The sequence below is a fragment of the Neobacillus sp. CF12 genome, assembly GCF_030348765.1.
Lineage (GTDB): Bacteria > Bacillota > Bacilli > Bacillales > Cytobacillaceae > Neobacillus.
This window is the reverse complement of record NZ_JAUCEU010000007.1, coordinates 430,936-448,528: the sequence shown is the minus strand read 5'-3', so window position 1 is coordinate 448,528 and position 17,593 is coordinate 430,936. Positions and strand designations below refer to the sequence as shown.

At 36.5% G+C, this 17,593-nt stretch carries 15 protein-coding genes and 1 tRNA gene; 10 read left to right on the top strand and 6 right to left on the bottom strand.

Annotation, left to right across the window (positions count from 1 at the left end):
* Window positions 1-36: 36 nt before the first annotated feature.
* Window positions 37-1,188: a CapA family protein gene (locus tag QUG14_RS02315; protein ID WP_289338912.1), complete on the bottom strand. Its 1,152-nt coding sequence runs from the start codon at window positions 1,186-1,188 to the stop codon at window positions 37-39.
* Between the two features lie 484 nt (window positions 1,189-1,672).
* Window positions 1,673-2,260: a glycerol-3-phosphate 1-O-acyltransferase PlsY gene (gene plsY, locus QUG14_RS02310; RefSeq protein ID WP_289338910.1), complete on the bottom strand. Its 588-nt coding sequence runs from the start codon at window positions 2,258-2,260 to the stop codon at window positions 1,673-1,675.
* A gap of 157 nt (window positions 2,261-2,417) precedes the next feature.
* Here plsY and QUG14_RS02305 point away from each other — a divergent pair, with 157 nt between their 5' ends.
* The 5 genes from QUG14_RS02305 to QUG14_RS02285 all read left to right on the top strand — a co-directional run bounded on the left by QUG14_RS02305 (window position 2,418) and on the right by QUG14_RS02285 (window position 10,244).
* Complete coding sequence (locus QUG14_RS02305) at window positions 2,418-4,157, top strand: glycosyl hydrolase family 18 protein (protein ID WP_289338909.1); 1,740 nt, start codon at window positions 2,418-2,420, stop codon at window positions 4,155-4,157.
* A gap of 127 nt (window positions 4,158-4,284) precedes the next feature.
* On the top strand, window positions 4,285-4,698 hold the full coding sequence (locus tag QUG14_RS02300) for a CoA-binding protein (RefSeq protein ID WP_289338908.1): 414 nt from the start codon (window positions 4,285-4,287) through the stop codon (window positions 4,696-4,698).
* Between the two features lie 275 nt (window positions 4,699-4,973).
* Window positions 4,974-6,953: a DNA topoisomerase IV subunit B gene (gene parE, locus QUG14_RS02295; RefSeq protein WP_289338907.1), complete on the top strand. Its 1,980-nt coding sequence runs from the start codon at window positions 4,974-4,976 to the stop codon at window positions 6,951-6,953.
* Window positions 6,950-9,388: a DNA topoisomerase IV subunit A gene (gene parC / locus QUG14_RS02290; RefSeq protein ID WP_289338906.1), complete on the top strand. Its 2,439-nt coding sequence runs from the start codon at window positions 6,950-6,952 to the stop codon at window positions 9,386-9,388. The genes parE and parC overlap by 4 nt, the downstream gene beginning before the upstream one ends.
* Before the next feature lie 94 nt (window positions 9,389-9,482).
* Window positions 9,483-10,244, top strand: a complete 762-nt coding sequence (locus tag QUG14_RS02285; protein WP_289338905.1) for a hypothetical protein — start codon at window positions 9,483-9,485, stop codon at window positions 10,242-10,244.
* A 211-nt stretch (window positions 10,245-10,455) separates the two neighbouring features.
* Here QUG14_RS02285 and xerS read toward each other — a convergent pair whose 3' ends face one another.
* Window positions 10,456-11,538, bottom strand: a complete 1,083-nt coding sequence (xerS, locus tag QUG14_RS02280) for a tyrosine recombinase XerS (protein WP_289338904.1) — start codon at window positions 11,536-11,538, stop codon at window positions 10,456-10,458.
* A 218-nt stretch (window positions 11,539-11,756) separates the two neighbouring features.
* Between xerS and QUG14_RS02275 the strand changes: the two genes are divergently transcribed.
* The 3 genes from QUG14_RS02275 to QUG14_RS02265 all read left to right on the top strand — a co-directional run bounded on the left by QUG14_RS02275 (window position 11,757) and on the right by QUG14_RS02265 (window position 12,539).
* Window positions 11,757-12,053, top strand: a complete 297-nt coding sequence (locus tag QUG14_RS02275) for a hypothetical protein (RefSeq protein ID WP_289338903.1) — start codon at window positions 11,757-11,759, stop codon at window positions 12,051-12,053.
* Window positions 12,054-12,089: 36 nt separating this feature from the next.
* A tRNA-OTHER gene (locus tag QUG14_RS02270) sits at window positions 12,090-12,174 on the top strand.
* Between the two features lie 104 nt (window positions 12,175-12,278).
* Window positions 12,279-12,539 carry a DUF2533 family protein gene (locus tag QUG14_RS02265; RefSeq protein WP_289338902.1) on the top strand — a complete coding sequence of 87 codons (261 nt, stop codon included), beginning with the start codon at window positions 12,279-12,281 and terminating at the stop codon, window positions 12,537-12,539.
* Window positions 12,540-12,573: 34 nt separating this feature from the next.
* On the opposite strand, the gene QUG14_RS02260 is transcribed toward QUG14_RS02265, so the two are convergent.
* From QUG14_RS02260 to QUG14_RS02250, 3 genes are read right to left on the bottom strand one after another with little or no spacing between them, the layout of a single operon-like run.
* Window positions 12,574-13,662, bottom strand: a complete 1,089-nt coding sequence (locus tag QUG14_RS02260; protein ID WP_289338901.1) for a Ger(x)C family spore germination protein — start codon at window positions 13,660-13,662, stop codon at window positions 12,574-12,576.
* On the bottom strand, window positions 13,655-14,740 hold the full coding sequence (locus QUG14_RS02255; protein WP_289338900.1) for a GerAB/ArcD/ProY family transporter: 1,086 nt from the start codon (window positions 14,738-14,740) through the stop codon (window positions 13,655-13,657). Before QUG14_RS02255 ends, QUG14_RS02260 begins: the two co-directional genes overlap by 8 nt.
* A 15-nt stretch (window positions 14,741-14,755) precedes the next feature.
* Complete coding sequence (locus tag QUG14_RS02250) at window positions 14,756-16,165, bottom strand: spore germination protein (protein ID WP_289338898.1); 1,410 nt, start codon at window positions 16,163-16,165, stop codon at window positions 14,756-14,758.
* Between the two features lie 118 nt (window positions 16,166-16,283).
* Here QUG14_RS02250 and QUG14_RS02245 point away from each other — a divergent pair, with 118 nt between their 5' ends.
* Together QUG14_RS02245 and QUG14_RS02240 are read left to right on the top strand one after the other, a co-directional pair.
* Complete coding sequence (locus QUG14_RS02245; RefSeq protein ID WP_289338897.1) at window positions 16,284-17,123, top strand: DUF2935 domain-containing protein; 840 nt, start codon at window positions 16,284-16,286, stop codon at window positions 17,121-17,123.
* 75 nt (window positions 17,124-17,198) lie between these two features.
* Window positions 17,199-17,564: a carboxymuconolactone decarboxylase family protein gene (locus tag QUG14_RS02240; RefSeq protein ID WP_289338895.1), complete on the top strand. Its 366-nt coding sequence runs from the start codon at window positions 17,199-17,201 to the stop codon at window positions 17,562-17,564.
* The last annotated feature ends 29 nt before the right edge of the window (window positions 17,565-17,593 follow it).

Genomic DNA, 17,593 nt, shown 5'->3' with positions numbered 1-17,593 from the left:
AACATCCTTCCAAAAAACGGATAAAAAGGCCCCGTTTTAACGGAGCCATTGTGTCATGTGGTCTTGAATTTCTTGGTATTTTGCCTCAGCATTTTGAAGCCCGAAGGAACCAGCTTTTTCCAAAGGTACGACTCGATAATTCTTATTGCTTTGACTAGATACAAAGGTAGGATAAAAAGTTGGGTTAGACAATTCAATCCTTTTACCTGTTTCGGTAACATGTTTTGTAATTTCAACTGTAGCCATGCCGCCAATATCCTTATAATCCCTTACTTGACCGGATATAAAATTACCCAATGAATAAATAACGAATGACTTTCTTCCATCTGCCCTGACAATCCACTCCATTGGTTGAAGGACATGGGGGTGAGAACCAAAAATGATATCTACACCTTCATTCGCCAGGAAATTTGCCAAGTCCTTTTGTTCATTTGTTGGTATTCGTTGGTATTCGTTCCCCCAATGAATACTCATTATCACAACATCTGCTTCTTTTTTAGCCCGTGCTATCTCCTCACTCATGATATCACGACTAATAAGATTGACTAAGAAATCCTTTCCATCTGGTACAGGTATTCCATTTGTACCGTATGTATAAGACAGAAATGCTAATTTTATTCCATTTTTAGTAAGGATTCTTAATTTTTGACGATCCTCTTCATTTAAGAAACTTCCTACATGTGGCAGGCCGATACTATTTAAATAATCCGTTGCAGAAAGAATTCCTCTTTCACCCTTATCTAACGTATGATTGTTTGCCAGAGAAACGATATCCACCCCAGTATTGACGAGAGCGTCTGCGACTTCATGAGGACTATTAAACATTGGATAACTTGAAACACCAATGTCAATTCCACCTAGCATGCTTTCTTGATTGGCAGTTAATACATCTGGCGCTTCTAAAATACTTTTAACGTTTTCGAAAATAGGATTGAAATTATAGTGCGTTCCGTTAAAGGCATCCTGATAAACCCTATCATGAATCAGAATGTCACCAATACCACCAACGGTCAACTTTTCTGTCAAAGTTCTGGTCATAATGGGTTGCAGCCTAGTTGGATGTTCCTTTGTAGGATGATCTTTTTGTGCCGCGGCCTGATTATTTTGCTGCTGAATGAAGAGAACTGCAGCAAGTAGAATACACATAGATATGATGATTCCTGACGTAATAATGGCTTTCTTTTTCATAATTTCTCCTTAATAAGCTGGATTGAGGCAAAATATTTTGAACCATTCTACCAATACTATAATATATTTATATGCTATTATTCGACTTTTTTCAGCATTTACTTAAAAAAATTAAGGACGTGTTGTGTTTTGTTCAAAATAACGGAAAGTGCTCGTAGTGTATTGGAAGATATAATCAATAGGGAAAAGCAAGCTCCAGATGAGGTACTATTGGTACGATTAAGCATGGGGATTGGCTGAGGGGGCCCAAAACTAAATCTGTCTCTGGAAGAGCGGAAAATTACTGGAGATCTTTTCTATGAATTTGAAGGGGTTAAGATACTGATTCATGAAAAGGATTTTGTTTACTTTGATCATACAAAGCTTGATTATGTTAAAGATGTTTTGGGAAAATCCTCCTTTACATTATTAAAATTATAAAAACGGAGTTCCTACAGCGGAGACTCCTATGAAAAAATGGCTTTAAGGAGTCAATTAAGATTCCTTAAAGCCATTTAATTTTAGGTTCTGTTTTATTCATGATCCGCTTAATATTTGCGCGATGTCGATAAATTACAAATGAAGCCAAAAGTGTTACGGCAATTAACAGGGGGATGTCCCAATCAATGACAGCATAAATCACAGCACAAATGCCAGCGAGCATAGAAGATAAAGATACATACTTCGTTATGTATAGACTGGCAAAAAAGACGACAAAAATAGTTAAAAACATGAGCGGAGCACAAAACAATAATACGCCACCAGAGGTTGCTACCGCTTTGCCGCCTCTAAATCCAGCAAAGATGGGATAGGTATGTCCGATAACAGCAAAAACACCAGCAAGTAAAGGGTTAATGTCATCGAGTCCAAACAATACAGGTAAAGCAGCTGCTAATGTTCCCTTAAGGATGTCAGCAATTGTAACAGCCAAACCAGCTTTTACTCCTAATGTTCGAAAAGTATTTGTGCCACCTAAATTTCCACTTCCATGCTCCCGAATATCTGTTTTATAAAAAACTTTTCCAATGATTAAACCTGATGGAATCGAGCCAAGCAAGTAGGCTAGTATCAGGACTAGAATAATTTGAACCATCACCGATTTCTCCTTCTATTCATAATGCAGGTCATATTATTTTACCATGTAATATGCAAAAAACACCATCACTGCTTTTCACTTATTCAAAAAGTACAAAAAAATTCCTTCTCAATTTTCCAAGGATACCGTACGATAGAGATAAGGGGGAAGAATAATGTCACAAATTGAATACCACAGAAAGAAATCTTTATCACCAAAATGGGTCGTAGGAGGATTGATGTTCGCAGTCTTATTGATTGCCTCTTCTATTCTTTTTTTATTTTATCCCTTTGCTTCAAAGGAAAAGGCAACTTATTTTACCGAAAAAAATCCGATACTTTATGAAGGTAGTCAGCAGGGAAATGCTATTCTACAAGGAGATTCTATCTTTCTTCCACTTTCATTTATGCAAGAGAAGATCGATAACACGATAATCTTTGATGAAAAGTCCAAATCTATCATCATAACCACGGCTGAAAAAGTAATCCAGATGCCTACGGATTCCTTAACATTTTTTGTAAATCAAAAACCAGTAGATCTTCATGTATCACCGATTATTACAAAAGAGGGCCAAATATTTGTGGCAATTGAACCATTGCTCGCTTTTTATCCGATCCAATATTCGGTTTTAAAGGAGAGTGGTGCCGTTTGGATCCAGAAAAATGGTGACCGCTATATCCAAGGAAAAATAACGGCAGAAGATGTTCATCCTGAAAAACTAAGACTACGAACAGAGCCATCTTTGAAGGCTTCCTATACAGCACAACTGTCTAAACAGGAAAACGTAATGATTGAAGGAGAGGAACAGGACTATTATTTAGTTAGAAAAGAAAATGGAATCAGTGGATACATCAGCAAGAAATATGTTCAAAAAAACAAAGAAGTAACAATCAGTATTTCGAAGCAGAGCGAACCAATAACAATACCAAAGATTAACGGTCCCATACAATTAACTTGGGAAGCCGTTTATACAAAAAATCCTGATCATACTCAAATCCCTGATATGATGGGTGTGAATGTTGTGTCTCCAACTTGGTTCTCCTTGGTTGGAAACGACGGGAGTATCAATAACCTAGCATCTTTGGAATATAGCCAATGGGCACGATCGAAGGGGTATCAAGTATGGGGATTATTCTCTAACTCGTTTGATCCAGTGCTGACGCATGAAGCGTTAAAAGATTTTGAAACACGTCAAAAAATCATTGTACAATTACTTCATTTCAGTCAAATGTACCAATTACAGGGAATTAACTTTGATATTGAAAATGTTAAGCAAGAAGATGGCCCGCTTGTCACACAATTAATGCGCGAAGCAACTCCTTACTTACATGAAGCAGGATTAGTCGTTTCGATGGACATTACCTTTTATGCAGGTGAAAACAACAATTGGTCATCCTTCTATGAAAGAAGTAAACTTGCTGGGATTGTCGATTATTTGATTATCATGGCTTACGATGAACATTCAGGTTCATCACCTGTTTCTGGAAGTGTTTCGAGTCTGCCATGGGTTGAGACGAACCTACAAAACTTATTGAAAGAAGTTCCAAAAGAAAAGCTGGTTCTTGGCGTACCGTTATACTCAAGGCTTTGGAAGGAACAACTAAATGAGGATGGAACAACAACGGTTAGCTCTCAGGCCATGTCAATGACGAAGGTAAAGGAATGGCTGGCTGAAAAAGGTTTGCAGCCTGTGTATGATGAAGCAAGTGGTCAAAACTATGCTGAATATTACGCAGAAGAAGAGAAGGCAACCTATAAAATATGGATTGAGGATGAATTATCATTATCTAAACGAGCGAACCTTGCTGCTGCCTATCAACTAGCAGGAGTCGCTTCCTGGTCAAGATTATTTGGAGATCAAACAGCGTGGACCGCTATAAATATGGACCCTAATAAGACTTTAACTCAGAAATAGACCACTTTGCTGGTCTATTTTTTTGAGATTCTTCCAACTTGGAGCAATTTTTTTTGGCAAATAATTCGTTTATGATATAGTAAAGACACAGATAGTAAAATTTAGGAAATAAAGGAAGTGTGTGTACATGGCGGTTGAAAATCCATCTATTGAGGAAATTGGAGCTATATTAAAAAAGTCTAAACGGATCGCTGTTGTGGGTTTAAGTGATAAACCAGACAGAACCTCGTATATGGTATCCGAGGTGATGCAAAAGGCTGGATATGAAATTATTCCGGTTAATCCCGCAGTTGATGAAGTACTTGGTGTGAAAGCGGTTGCTTCGTTAAAGGATATCCAGGGACATATCGATATTGTTAATGTTTTCCGACGTTCTGAGCAATTGTTTGATGTAGCAAAAGAATTTGATGAAATTGACGCCGATGTTTTTTGGGCACAACAGGGCTTAGTGAACGAAGAAGCATATGTGTTTTTAAAGGAAAAAGGATATACTGTGATTATGGATCTTTGCATAAAAGTGGCACATGCTTTAACAAAATAAGATTTACCGTAAAAAAACTGCTAACATTTAGCAGTTTTTTTACATTTTTATACCAAATATTGTGTTACAAAATTATGTTCTTTCAAATAAGACATTTGCCAAATCGAAATAAATCGCTAAAATAAAGCATAGACGCCGCGAAGATGTGGTACAATTATAGCGGCAAACATTCGTTCTAAATATTGGTAAAACCTTTTACACGGATGTAAATTTACTTATAAAGATAGCAATTAGAATGTGTTTTTTCTGTTGTAGGGAATGAAAGGGGTATTTTAGTGGCAAGTAATCAGAAAGCTTTTGAATATAATGATGATGCCATACAGGTACTAGAGGGACTGGAGGCCGTCAGGAAGCGACCAGGAATGTACATCGGGAGCACTGATACACGCGGATTACACCATCTTGTATATGAGATTGTCGACAACTCTGTCGATGAGGCTCTCGGAGGATTCGGGGACCAAATCATTGTAAAAATTCATAAAGATAATTCAATAAGTGTAATGGATAAAGGACGCGGAATGCCTACTGGCATGCATAAAATGGGGAAACCAACTCCTGAAGTCATATTAACAGTCCTCCATGCAGGGGGGAAATTTGGTCAAGGCGGATATAAAACCAGCGGTGGTTTACACGGCGTTGGTGCTTCAGTCGTAAATGCCTTATCTGAATGGTTAACAGTAACAATTAAAAGAGATGGCTTTGTTTATGAACAACGCTTTGAAAACGGGGGAAAACCGGTTACGACATTAGAGAAAATCGGTAAAACCAATCAAACTGGTACAACGATTCACTTTAAACCGGATCACACCATCTTTTCTACAACCACATATAATTTTGAAACATTATGTGAGAGGTTAAGAGAATCTGCCTTCCTTTTAAAAGGGTTAAAGATTGAAATCCTTGATGATCGAAATGACTTCCATGAAGTTTTCCATTATCAAAACGGAATAGAAGCATTTGTTTCGTACTTGAATGAGGAAAAGGATGTCCTTCATCCAGTGGTTAGTTTTGAAGGGTCCCATAATGGAATTGAAGTTGAATTTGCCTTTCAATTTAACGATGGTTATTCAGAGAATATGCTTTCTTTTGTTAACAATGTCCGCACGAAAGATGGCGGAACGCATGAGGTAGGTTCGCGAACAGCGATGACTCGTATATTTAATGACTACGCACGCAAGGTTTCCCTTTTGAAAGAAAAAGAAAAAAATCTTGAGGGTGCAGATATTCGCGAAGGATTATCTGCGATCATTTCAATCCGAGTGCCTGAACAATTATTACAATTTGAGGGTCAAACAAAGGGCAAATTGGGTACAAGTGAAGCAAGATCGGCAGTAGATGCAGTGGTCTCAGAACATTTAACTTACTTTCTTGAAGAAAATCCTGATATTAGCTCGTTGTTGATTAAAAAGTCTATTAAAGCATACCAGGCCCGTGAGGCAGCAAGAAAAGCACGGGAGGATGCAAGAAGCGGTAAAAAACGGAAGCGATCCGACGCTTTGTTATCAGGGAAACTTACACCTGCCCAATCTAGAAATCCGCAAAGAAATGAAATCTATTTGGTTGAGGGTGACTCTGCGGGCGGTTCTGCAAAACAAGGACGTGACCGACGATTCCAAGCTGTGCTTCCCCTTCGTGGTAAGGTCATCAATACGGAAAAAGCGAAGTTGGCTGATATATTTAAAAATGAAGAAATCAATACGATCATCCATACGGTTGGTGCTGGTGTCGGTTCTGATTTTAATGTAGAAGATGTAAACTACGATAAAGTCATTATTATGACGGATGCCGATACTGACGGCGCGCATATTCAAGTGTTACTGTTAACCTTTTTCTATCGTTATATGAAACCGCTGATTGAAGCAGGTAAAGTGTTTATCGCGCTGCCTCCTTTGTATAAAGTGAGTAAAGGAACGGGTAAAAAGGAAATCATTGAATATGCCTGGAACGAGGATGAACTTCAGGGTGCAATTAAGAAAGTTGGCAGAGGCTATATTATCCAGCGCTATAAAGGTCTCGGCGAGATGAATGCAGACCAACTTTGGGATACAACAATGAATCCAGAGACTCGGACATTAATTCGAGTAAAAATAGATGACGCGGCAAGAGCAGAGCGACGTATCACCACGCTAATGGGTGATAAAGTTGACCCTCGCCGTAAATGGATTGAAAGCAATGTGGCGTTTGGTTTAGAGGAAGATGATACGATCCTTGAAAATGAAAATATTACGGTCGCTGAGGAGGAATCTGAAGAATGAGCACAAATGAGAAATTCCGTGACTTACCTCTAGAGGATGTAATCGGTGATCGATTTGGCAGATATAGTAAATATATTATTCAAGAACGGGCCTTACCAGATGCAAGGGATGGCTTAAAACCTGTACAGCGGAGAATACTGTATGCGATGCATGTAGAGGGAAATACCCATGAAAAAGGCTTCCGTAAATCCGCAAAAACAGTTGGTAATGTAATTGGTAACTATCACCCACATGGTGATTCATCGGTATATGAAGCAATGGTGCGGATGAGTCAGGACTGGAAGGTTAGAAATGTCCTCGTCCAAATGCATGGAAACAACGGAAGTATGGATGGAGATCCTCCTGCTGCGATGCGTTATACGGAGGCGCGTTTATCAGCGATTGCTGCAGAACTGCTTCGGGATATTGAAAAACAAACTGTCGATTTTATTCCTAACTTCGATGATACTTCAAAGGAACCAACTGTATTACCAGCGATGTTTCCAAATTTGCTGGTAAACGGTTCAACGGGTATATCGGCAGGGTATGCAACCGATATTCCGCCTCACAATCTCGCTGAAGTCATTGACGGTGTCATCCTGCGTATGGATCATCCAGATTCAACCGTTGACGAAATAATGACCGTCATTAAGGGTCCAGATTTTCCCACCGGAGGTATCATTCAGGGTATAGATGGTATTAAAAAGGCTTATGAAACCGGAAAAGGAAAAATCATTGTTCGTAGCAAAGCTGAGATTGAAGATGTACGTGGCGGCAAGCAGCAGATTGTTGTAACGGAGACCCCTTATGAAGTCAATAAAGCAAATCTAGTTAAGAGAATCGATGAATTCCGTCTTGACCGAAAAGTCGAAGGCATATCAGAGGTTCGTGATGAAACAGATAGAACTGGTCTTCGAATTGTTATTGAATTGAAGAAAGATGCAGATGCAAATGGTGTCCTGAACTATTTATATAAAAATAGTGATTTGCAAGTCACGTACAATTTTAATATGGTCGCAATTGCAAAAAAGCGTCCAAAGTTATTAGGAATACGTGAAATGCTGGACGCTTATATTGAACACCAAAAAGAAGTTGTTCTGAGAAGAACAAAGTTTGAGCTAGACAAAGCAAAGGAACGTCAACATATCGTAGAAGGGTTAATGAAGGCATTATCCATCCTTGACGAAGTGATTGCAACGATCCGTGCTTCAAAGGATAAACGTGATGCGAAGGATAATTTGATTTCAAAATTCGCATTTACGGAAGCACAGGCAGAAGCCATTGTTTCTTTACAGCTTTATCGTTTAACAAATACCGATATTACTGCCCTTCAGAATGAAGCGGAAGAATTAGCTAATAAAATTGAAGAATGGACTGCAATTTTATTAAGTGAAAAAAAACTATTATCGGTAATAAAAAAAGAATTAAAAGACGTGAAAAAGCGTTTTGCTGACAATCGTCGATCTAAAATAGAAGCAGAAATTGAAGAATTGAAAATCAATCTAGAAGTGACAGTACCTAGTGAAGATGTCATCGTCACGGTGACAAAAGAAGGTTATGTGAAACGGACCAGCCAACGTTCTTACGCTGCTTCTAATGGCCAAGACTTGGCAATGAAGGACTCTGATCGTTTAATAGCAAAGCTTGATGTGAACACAAAGGACGTAGTCCTCTTGTTTACGAATAAAGGGAATTATTTATATTGTCCTGTCCATGAACTTCCAGATATTCGTTGGAAGGACATAGGACAGCATGTTGCCAATATCATACCGATTGAACGGGATGAAGATATTATTCAAGTACTTCCGGTGAAAGATTTTGAGATTGATGACTATCTAGTATTTGTTACGAAAAATGGAATGGTTAAGAAAACAGAGCTTAAGCAGTATAAAGCGCAACGTTATTCCAAGCCATTAGTAGGTGTCAATCTTAAAGATGATGATCAGGTTATTGATGTTCATCTAACGGACGGAACGAAAGAATTATTCTTGATTTCCCATTTTGGTTATGCATTATGGTTCCATGAAGAAGAAATTAGCATTGTCGGTGTACGTGCTGCCGGTGTTAAAGGTATTAATTTGAAGGATGGAGATTTTGTTGTTGGCGGTAAAGTCCTTACTCCAGAGAATAAAGAATCCATTGTAATCATTACCCAACGTGGTTCGGTGAAGCGAATGAAGATAAAGGAATTTGAGAAAGCAACAAGGGCTAAGCGGGGGGTTGTTATTTTACGAGAGTTAAAAGCAAATCCACATCGTATAGTAGGCTTTGTCGTTGCGAATGAAGAAGATACGGTCTTCATTCAAACGGAAAAAGGAAAAACGGAAACTGTTTTAACAGCAGACATTCGCTTTAATGACCGTTATTCTAACGGATCCTTTATCCTTGATGAAAACGATAACGGTAAAGTTACAGCCATCTGGAAGGTAGAAGGTCCAGCAAAAACGGAAGAATAATTAATGTTGAAGACTCCTTAAATAAGGGAGTCTTTTTTCATGTTTTTTCCAAAATTGGGTATACTACCTGTATCAGATTTTGGAGGCGAAACGAATGAAAAAAGAATTGCTCTTAGTTGTTACTGCATTTTTTCTCATGTCTGTTACGGCGATTACCGGTGTTCATGCTATAGAAGAAAAAGCAAAAACTGTCACAATTTCAAAACATGAATCTGATGTTACTGGCGATGGAATTAATGAACGGATCCAATTAAAAGGTGTTCCTTATGAAGATGAAGAAAATTATTTGAAAGAAATTTATATTGATATATCTACTACGAATGATAAACAGTACAAAATTCCACTTGAAAGCGGATCGAAAGCATCATTAAAGTTGGTGGATCTAAACCAGGATGGAGTGAAAGATTTATTTTCAAATGTATTAACAGGGGGAAGCGGAGGGATAACCCTTAATTATTTATATACCTTTAAGGATTTTATTACCAAAGAATTGATTGTTCCTGAACCATTAGAAATCGCCAGCACCTTTGAAAATGGCTATAAGGCTAAAATAACCATTGGTCAGACTGGAAAAACCTATCTATTTGATTTGAACGATCGGAAAAAATATTACAAAAAACTAGGACTATACTATAAAGGGAGATTGAATGAACCCACAGAATTGACAGTAAATGATTTTCATTCTCTAAAGCCAGTTAAATTAACGACCGGTGAGATGATGTTAGAAGGGGTACAAAGAATTACAGGGATTGCAAATGCTGATACAATTGCCTTTGTAGAGTCAACATGGAAGTATGGAGATGGGAAATGGAATCTTACTAATACAAGTGTTCATACAAACAAACAAAGCAAGTAGGGCAGGGGCGAATAACACAAAAAACACAGGGGAAACCTGTGTTTTTTGACTTTTGGTTGGAAGATTAAATTTAGTTCAAAACTCAAAATTTTGATTCTGTCTCATTATCTTAAGTATACTTGGTTTATGAGATATCAACGAAAATTGCTACCATAATAATATTATGTAAACTGATGTAAAAAAGAAGCAGCAACCATCATTGCTGACTTCTTCATTGTTCTTTCGGCATATCCATCTTATCAACAGCAATTTTTAGATCATCATTCTTTATATGTGTGTAGATCATCGTAGTTTGGATGGATGAATGGCCTAATTGCCTGCGTAATTTTGGTACATCGTTAATTTCAGCATGATATCTTGTAGCAAACGAATGTCGCAGTTTATGTACAGATAACGATGGTTTACCAAAGGCTGTTGCATATTTTTCAATTAGTTTTTCTACAGCTCTGGCGGTGAGTTTACGCGTTTTACCTTTAGGTCCAATCGATGCTGCTATAAATAATGCTTTATTATTTTTATCAACCTGGTATTTAGCCGTTCGAACGGATAGATATTCTTGTAAATCTGCCATCGCAACCTGACTAAAGAACACAAATTGCTCTTTATTTCCTTTGCGGATAACCCTAACACAGTACTTTTTATAATCAATATCATCTAATTCAATCCCAACTAACTCCGAAAGCCGAAGTCCAGAACCTAATATTAAAGATACGATCGCGGTATCACGCTCTTTATTTAATTGATGAAAGTTAAAGAGTTTTTTGTTATCTTTGATTAAATCACCGTAATCATGTGCAACAAATAACCGAAACTTTTCGTACTCATCACCAAGAAGAATTTTGCCTTCCATTTTAGCAGCTTTTGTTTCCATGTTATCTTTAACTTCATTAAATTCAATTTTCGCCATGACATTTCGATTAATATAAGGCTTTAAATCAGGGGTTTCTGCGATGTTCTGCAAATAATTAAATAGGGACTTTAATGCTGATAATTTCCGATTAACCGTTAATTCCTTATTATTTAATTCGTAATGCAGGAAATTTAAAAAACTTTCAATCTCAAGAACCGTCATTTGCTCTAATCGATCTAAAGGAATATCTTTAGCAGATCCGATAAATAATTGCTCACTGACCATCCAATTAAAAAAGATTTTGTAATCATGGCAGTAATTAAACAAAGAAGCAGTCGAAAGCTTTCTTAATTTATGATTGATGTACTCATCAACATACCAGGGAAGTTCAGATAAGAGAGACTGAAGCTTTTTGAAATTTTCTTGATTAGACTGATTTACCATAAAATCACCTCACTTCTACATTTTACTAAATCAATATAATTACGTCAAATTTATATTTTACGTAATTATGTATCTGTATTAAAGATACTTTCAATTTTCCTAAAGTTGTTGTCTTTTTCCTATCCCAAATGGTACTCCCCTTCTTTTTTATATTCCTTTTACGTGAATCAGGTATTCCTATATAATTAAATTATGATGTTTTTAAAGGAGATCTCTTAATGAATTCAAAACAGTTAGAAGAAAAAATTATTCAAAATTATCAAGGCGAGGAAAAAATGATGATTCTTGTATTTGCTCAATGGTGCATCAATCATGATTTAAATCCTGAGGAATTGTATTTGCGGGCATACCCTAATCAGTTTTCAAACATTGCTTTAAAAGAAGCTATGGAATTAGTTGTACCTAAAGATGAAGCTGGAGAAATTGGAGACGATACATTACTTGGTGTGTTAGCGTTGTTTGGAAACGATGATCTTGCCTTTGTTGTGACGGAAGAAATAGCTAAAATGAAATGATGAATAATATTTAGTTTTAAAACCATAATAAAAACAGGGCTTGTAGCTCAATTGTAGAGCAACCAACAGTTACTATCGTTAACTGGTGAGTATTTTGTGGGTTCAAATCCCACCAAGCCCCTATTACTACTACTCCTCTCCTCCTCTATTCTTTCTAAATTAAATAACACCGAGTATTTAAGTTTGTGGTATTATTTAATCAGTCAACCATTGAGGAGTGGAATTATGAGTGTACATAAAGACTTAATAAACCATGCGAAAAATCAAAATCAGAGTTATCAAGAGTTTCAAGCTTTGGATGAACTGCGTGAAAAATACATTGAAGAAGCAGTTGAATTATGCAAACAAGGAAAACCTTTCACAACAGATAAAATTAATGAAGTGACAAATAAAATGAACAGAATTAATTTGCGAATCATTTCACTTAGAAAAAATGTTACAAATGAAATGGTTCAAGAATACGTAAACTCTTTAGACAAAAAATAATCCACTCACTTGGTGGATTATTTTTTGTTATGTCCTACTTCCACTTTCCTGAACTGTTTAAAATAACATTAGCCTCGACATTTATATTCATATCCTGGTAGGCTTGATATTGATTTAAAGCTTTCCATTCCTTGTAGGTCATTTTATTTCGTACATATCGATTAATTCCAAGTGGATCAACCTGGAGTTTCTGCAATTTTAATATGAGTTCCTTTCCTTCCTGATTAATTTTCTTTGTAATAATCTTCTCAATTTTTTTTTGTATTTTGGGATCGGAAACGTCCTCTTTTCCTGTATATTCTACAACATCCCCGATTAATTCTATATAAATAGATGCCTTCTTTCGTGTTGTGTGAACCTCAATTCGGTGATTATTTAGTTCGTAATTAAGCATGATTGAGGCCATACCTTCCTCCCCTACATCGATCTGTTCGACAAAAACACCTTTTTGCATTTCTTCTCGAAATAGGTAAAGATATCGGGCTTCAGATGGCTTAAGTATTTCAACAAGTTTATCCTCATGAAATAAACCAATACCATTAAATGCTATGTTGTTTTTCTCAACTTTAAAGACGGGCAGAATTGGATCTATTCCGTCGTCATAATAATCTCTAAGAAATTGATAAATATTATAATTCACTCTAAAATTTTCTCTATTCAACTTTGTTAAGAACTGTTCTAGATATGTTGCATTTTGGCCTTCGTTTTTTATCTGCAGCAATAGAACTTCACTGGCTTCATCTTCAGCTAAAGCCAACTTTAATCGCGTACCGATACTTGAATCACGAACTAAGGAATTTAAATAAGGTAGCATCCCCTGTTTCGCTAATTTCTGGCCAAACAAAGAAACACGAAGCTGCCCGCTTTCTAGTTTAAAATTTGTCTTAAATCTTACTTTTTCTCTGGCATCTTTACTTGATTTTCCATCCACAATGATTGTTTTTCGATCATAGTTTCCATCTTTTGTTATGATTGGGAAAGTAGCCGTATATTTTAAGGGATTACTTTCGTTCTCCGTGAGATCAAAGCCTACCGCATTCATTAGTGCTAAATCATCTATTATCCGTTGCTCGGCACATCCAGTCAGTAAAATGATTATTAAAATTCCAAAAAGCTTATTCATTGGCTGGGTTCCTGTTCATTATTTTTGTGAGTAGAACGGTTAGTAATAAAAATATTGGTACTAAAAATGCAATTGCAGAAGCCGCATAGGTAATATACGTTAACCATTCTTCTACATCTTTAAGAACCTTTGGAATAAAAGACGCCATGAAGACTACTATCATTATTCCAATTACAAGTAAGTTTGATTTTACCCTTATAAATTGGTACTGTAATAATTCTTTTGCACCCCATAAATACATGACCGTCGTCATTAGTACCTTTAAACCAAAAACAGAAAATGTAAAATTCTCTACCCTTTCAAGGACAGGAAAAGATATATACCCCAACAAAGTTACGACCGGGTACATTTCCTTTAACAACTGCTCGAAACTAAAAAAGCCAAAACTGACGAAAGTCACTCCAAAATATATGAGTGATGTAATAGAATTTCCTGCTATAAGAGATTTTAATTGTTTTCTCTCGATCATATGGATAAATAAGATGGACAGTTCATAGCCTAAAAGGGCTGTGAAAATAGACATCCCCCCATTCAACATATCCGTATCACCTTTAAATATAAACGGCGTAAGCCGCAAAAAGCTGAATTCTGGCAGGTGGAAAGCTAATAAAAAAACAGTCCAAACGGTAAAATAAAATAAAACAACCGTTGCTTTTGCAATTTGATAGAGATCCTTTTTAACCAACAAATAGGTTAATATATATCCCATTGAGAAGAAGTAAAAAAGGGATACATTTTGGTAAAACAACATCTTAAGGATCATTGAAAACTTCACCATCACAAATACACCTAAAAGCATCCATATGATAGCAATAAACGAACAAAATGGCAGGGTTAGCCATTTTGGAAAAATGGCTATAATTTCAAACATTGACTTCCCTTTACTTAATTTAAAAACGAGCCAAATTAGTACAAGATTGAGATTTACAATAATAGAAATTATGATAAGCCCAATCCATCCGTTGGTACCAAAGGCTTCGGCAACAAGTCTGGGTAAAGAAAATAATGTAACACCAGACTGGATTAAATAAATCAATATTGAAGCTTGAAAGGGTGATAACTGTTCTTTCGTTGACATTATCGTTAACCCCTTTCAGCTTTTTTTCTTAAATGGTCCCTTTATTAATGAGTATTTAAAAAATCGAGGGTACATTGGCGATATCGGTAATAGGTAGGGAGCGTTTAAATTGGTCAGGCAGCTTAAATGAATAATCAAGACCCCCATACCAAAAATAATCCCTAAATTCCCCCAAAACCCAGAAATGATAATAAACCCAAAACGTACAATTCTAATCGATGCACTTAATAAATAACTGGGTACCACAAATGACGCGATAGCAGAAGCGGCTACCACAATAATGAGGATATTGCTGGTAATCCCTGCCTGCACAGCTGCTTGCCCGATTACTATACCGCCAACAATACCGATCGTCTGTCCAACCTTTGTAGGAAGTCTGGCTCCCGCTTCTCTTAACAGCTCTAACAGAAATTCTAAAAAAAGTGCTTCAATCACAGGTGGAAACGGAACTTTACTTCGCGACTCCAGCAATGTCGGAAGTAATGCCTGCGGAATCATTTCGTAGTGATACGTAGTAACCGCTACATAAAAGGCCGTAAATATTAGGGTAACCAAAATAGCAATATACCGTGTGACCTTAATAAAAGTACTGACAATCCATCTTTGACCGAAATCATCCATCGATTCCATAAAATCAAAAAAACTGACTGGTGTAGCAAAAGCAAATGGACTGTTATCCATTAACCCTACAACTTTTCCATCAAACATTTTATAGGCAATTACGTCTGGTCTCTCTGTTGTATAAAATTGAGGAAATGGTGAATTGGGATGTTCATCAATATATTGAACGAGCATATTCGTATCTACAATTGCATCGTTTTTTATCGAAAGAATTCGTTTTTTAATTTCTGCTATATCTTTCTCAGATGCAATACCCTCGATATAAAGTAAATATACTGTTCTCTTTGCCTTATTTCCTATAAATAATTTGATTGTCTTAAGTTGTGAACTCATCACTCGCTTCCGAATAAGTGATAAATTTACATCAATGGATTCAACAAATGCATCATGCGCACCTAGAATGACCGTTTCCGTTTCAGATGGAGAAATCGAACGACCCTGTCCCTCTTGAAAAGGGAGATTATATGCTTGTTTTTCTGTAAATAAAATAGCACTTCCAGATAAAATTGCTTCTTCAACACTACTCATATCTGTTAATACTTTAAACTCAGAATGGTTTAAAAATGTCTCTAACTCTTCTGGAGTGATCGTTCTAATGTTTGATAAAAATTGTTCATAATGATCCTTATTAATAAGATAACTAAAGTAATATATTTTTACTGTTAGATGCGGAAACTCTGTGACACTTAAATCAGAACTAGTATGAAAATCGTTAATAAATTGCTGTAGAATTGATTCTCCAGCCAAATTTGGTTCTTTTTGCAGTTTAATGTCCTTCAAAAAGCGATTGCGATCTTTGCGCATTCGCATCCGCCCCATCTTTTTCTTTTATTTTTTGCTAACTATGGTAATTTATTCATTTATTAGAAATTATCCTAATAACTTATATAAGGAATAAGAACTTCATTACAGGAGGTTATCGGTGAAAAACTTAAATCCATTTACTCCTTGGGAAGAGCATTATTTTTGGGTAAATATACTTTTAGATCATGCCATCTTTGTTAGGGATTATTTATCACCAGTAGAAGTACTTCACGTGAAAAAAGCCGTAGCCTATATCGAAAGATTTACAGAGGTAAGAAACCGACTCGAGCAAATTCCAAAAACTAGTCAGGTGAATTCTCAGGAATTAGTTGAGTTTTCCAAACTTTCCGCTCAGGTTTCCTATGATTATTACCGTTTCGAAGGAAGAATCCTAAATTTACAATTAAATAATAAAATACTCATCAACATAACTCCTACTTATTTTAATGGGACATTGAGTGAAAACGGTGAATATTTAAGGATTCTCCAATACTACATGAATGGAACAGATTACTCTCCCCTCCCACTAGTTGATTTATTAGACTTATGGTTAGAAGATCAAATCGGTCATGCTGCATTATTAAACCGGGCACTAGATGGGATTGAGCTAATACTTAAAGGAAAAGTGGATACTTTGAGTAAACTCTTTTCAGCGCATATGTTAAAAAATGATGCAATAAAAGGTTATTTACGATTTATGCCACCTCATTTTCCTATCCAAATCGCCTTTGCACGTGAAGTGAGTGGAACCGTACTTTCATTTAACCAATTGGTGGAACATGTTATTAAGCTTTATAAAGGAAAAGAAGTTTTAAATGCAACAACGCTCCGGTTTTTAGAGCACCATTTTCCTGAGTCCTGTTATTTTTTAACGAAGTTGAGTGCCTTTGTGCCGGAAATGGAAAGACCCCCTTGCTCTTTAACATCCTATTTTAAAAACTACCATAATGACTTGTAATATTGGTTAATCCATTCCTTGTTTGCTCATACTAATTTTGGATTCATGATAATTAGAATGGAGCTGAAATGAAGAATGGAATTTGAAGCTAGAAATAGTACGGAAGCAGCCCTACATGAGTATAAATCGGGTTTAGGTGTATTTACTCAGAAAATGCCTGAATTTGCTAAGCACTTCAATGCTTTTACAGAGGAATGTTTTAAAGAAGGTGCACTATCGCAGCGCGAAAAGCAGCTCATTGCCTTAGGCATTAGTCTTTATACGCAGGATGAGTATTGTATCATTTACCATACAAAAGGGTGTATTGATCAAGGTTGTTCGGAACAAGAAATTCTAGAGGCAGTAGGGGTAACCGCAGCATTTGGCGGTGGTGCTGCCATGAGCCAGGCAGTTACTTTAGTTCAAGAGTGTATCGAGGATTTAAATCAACTGAAACAATAATGAATTGAGAAAAAGCCCACCTAAGAACA

Bases quoted from the DNA above. Each gene is read 5' to 3' on its own strand.
- QUG14_RS02275 (WP_289338903.1), top strand. From the start codon at position 11,757: ATGAATTCAAAACAGTTAGAAGAAAAAATTATTCAAAATTATCAAGGC.
- QUG14_RS02305 (WP_289338909.1), top strand. From the start codon at position 2,418: ATGTCACAAATTGAATACCACAGAAAGAAATCTTTATCACCAAAATGG.
- QUG14_RS02315 (WP_289338912.1), bottom strand. From the start codon at position 1,188: ATGAAAAAGAAAGCCATTATTACGTCAGGAATCATCATATCTATGTGT.
- QUG14_RS02265 (WP_289338902.1), top strand. From the start codon at position 12,279: ATGAGTGTACATAAAGACTTAATAAACCATGCGAAAAATCAAAATCAG.
- QUG14_RS02260 (WP_289338901.1), bottom strand. From the start codon at position 13,662: ATGAATAAGCTTTTTGGAATTTTAATAATCATTTTACTGACTGGATGT.
- plsY (WP_289338910.1), bottom strand. From the start codon at position 2,260: ATGGTTCAAATTATTCTAGTCCTGATACTAGCCTACTTGCTTGGCTCG.
- QUG14_RS02240 (WP_289338895.1), top strand. From the start codon at position 17,199: ATGGAATTTGAAGCTAGAAATAGTACGGAAGCAGCCCTACATGAGTAT.
- QUG14_RS02250 (WP_289338898.1), bottom strand. From the start codon at position 16,165: ATGCGCAAAGATCGCAATCGCTTTTTGAAGGACATTAAACTGCAAAAA.
- QUG14_RS02300 (WP_289338908.1), top strand. From the start codon at position 4,285: ATGGCGGTTGAAAATCCATCTATTGAGGAAATTGGAGCTATATTAAAA.
- QUG14_RS02255 (WP_289338900.1), bottom strand. From the start codon at position 14,740: ATGTCAACGAAAGAACAGTTATCACCCTTTCAAGCTTCAATATTGATT.
- xerS (WP_289338904.1), bottom strand. From the start codon at position 11,538: ATGGTAAATCAGTCTAATCAAGAAAATTTCAAAAAGCTTCAGTCTCTC.
- parC (WP_289338906.1), top strand. From the start codon at position 6,950: ATGAGCACAAATGAGAAATTCCGTGACTTACCTCTAGAGGATGTAATC.
- QUG14_RS02285 (WP_289338905.1), top strand. From the start codon at position 9,483: ATGAAAAAAGAATTGCTCTTAGTTGTTACTGCATTTTTTCTCATGTCT.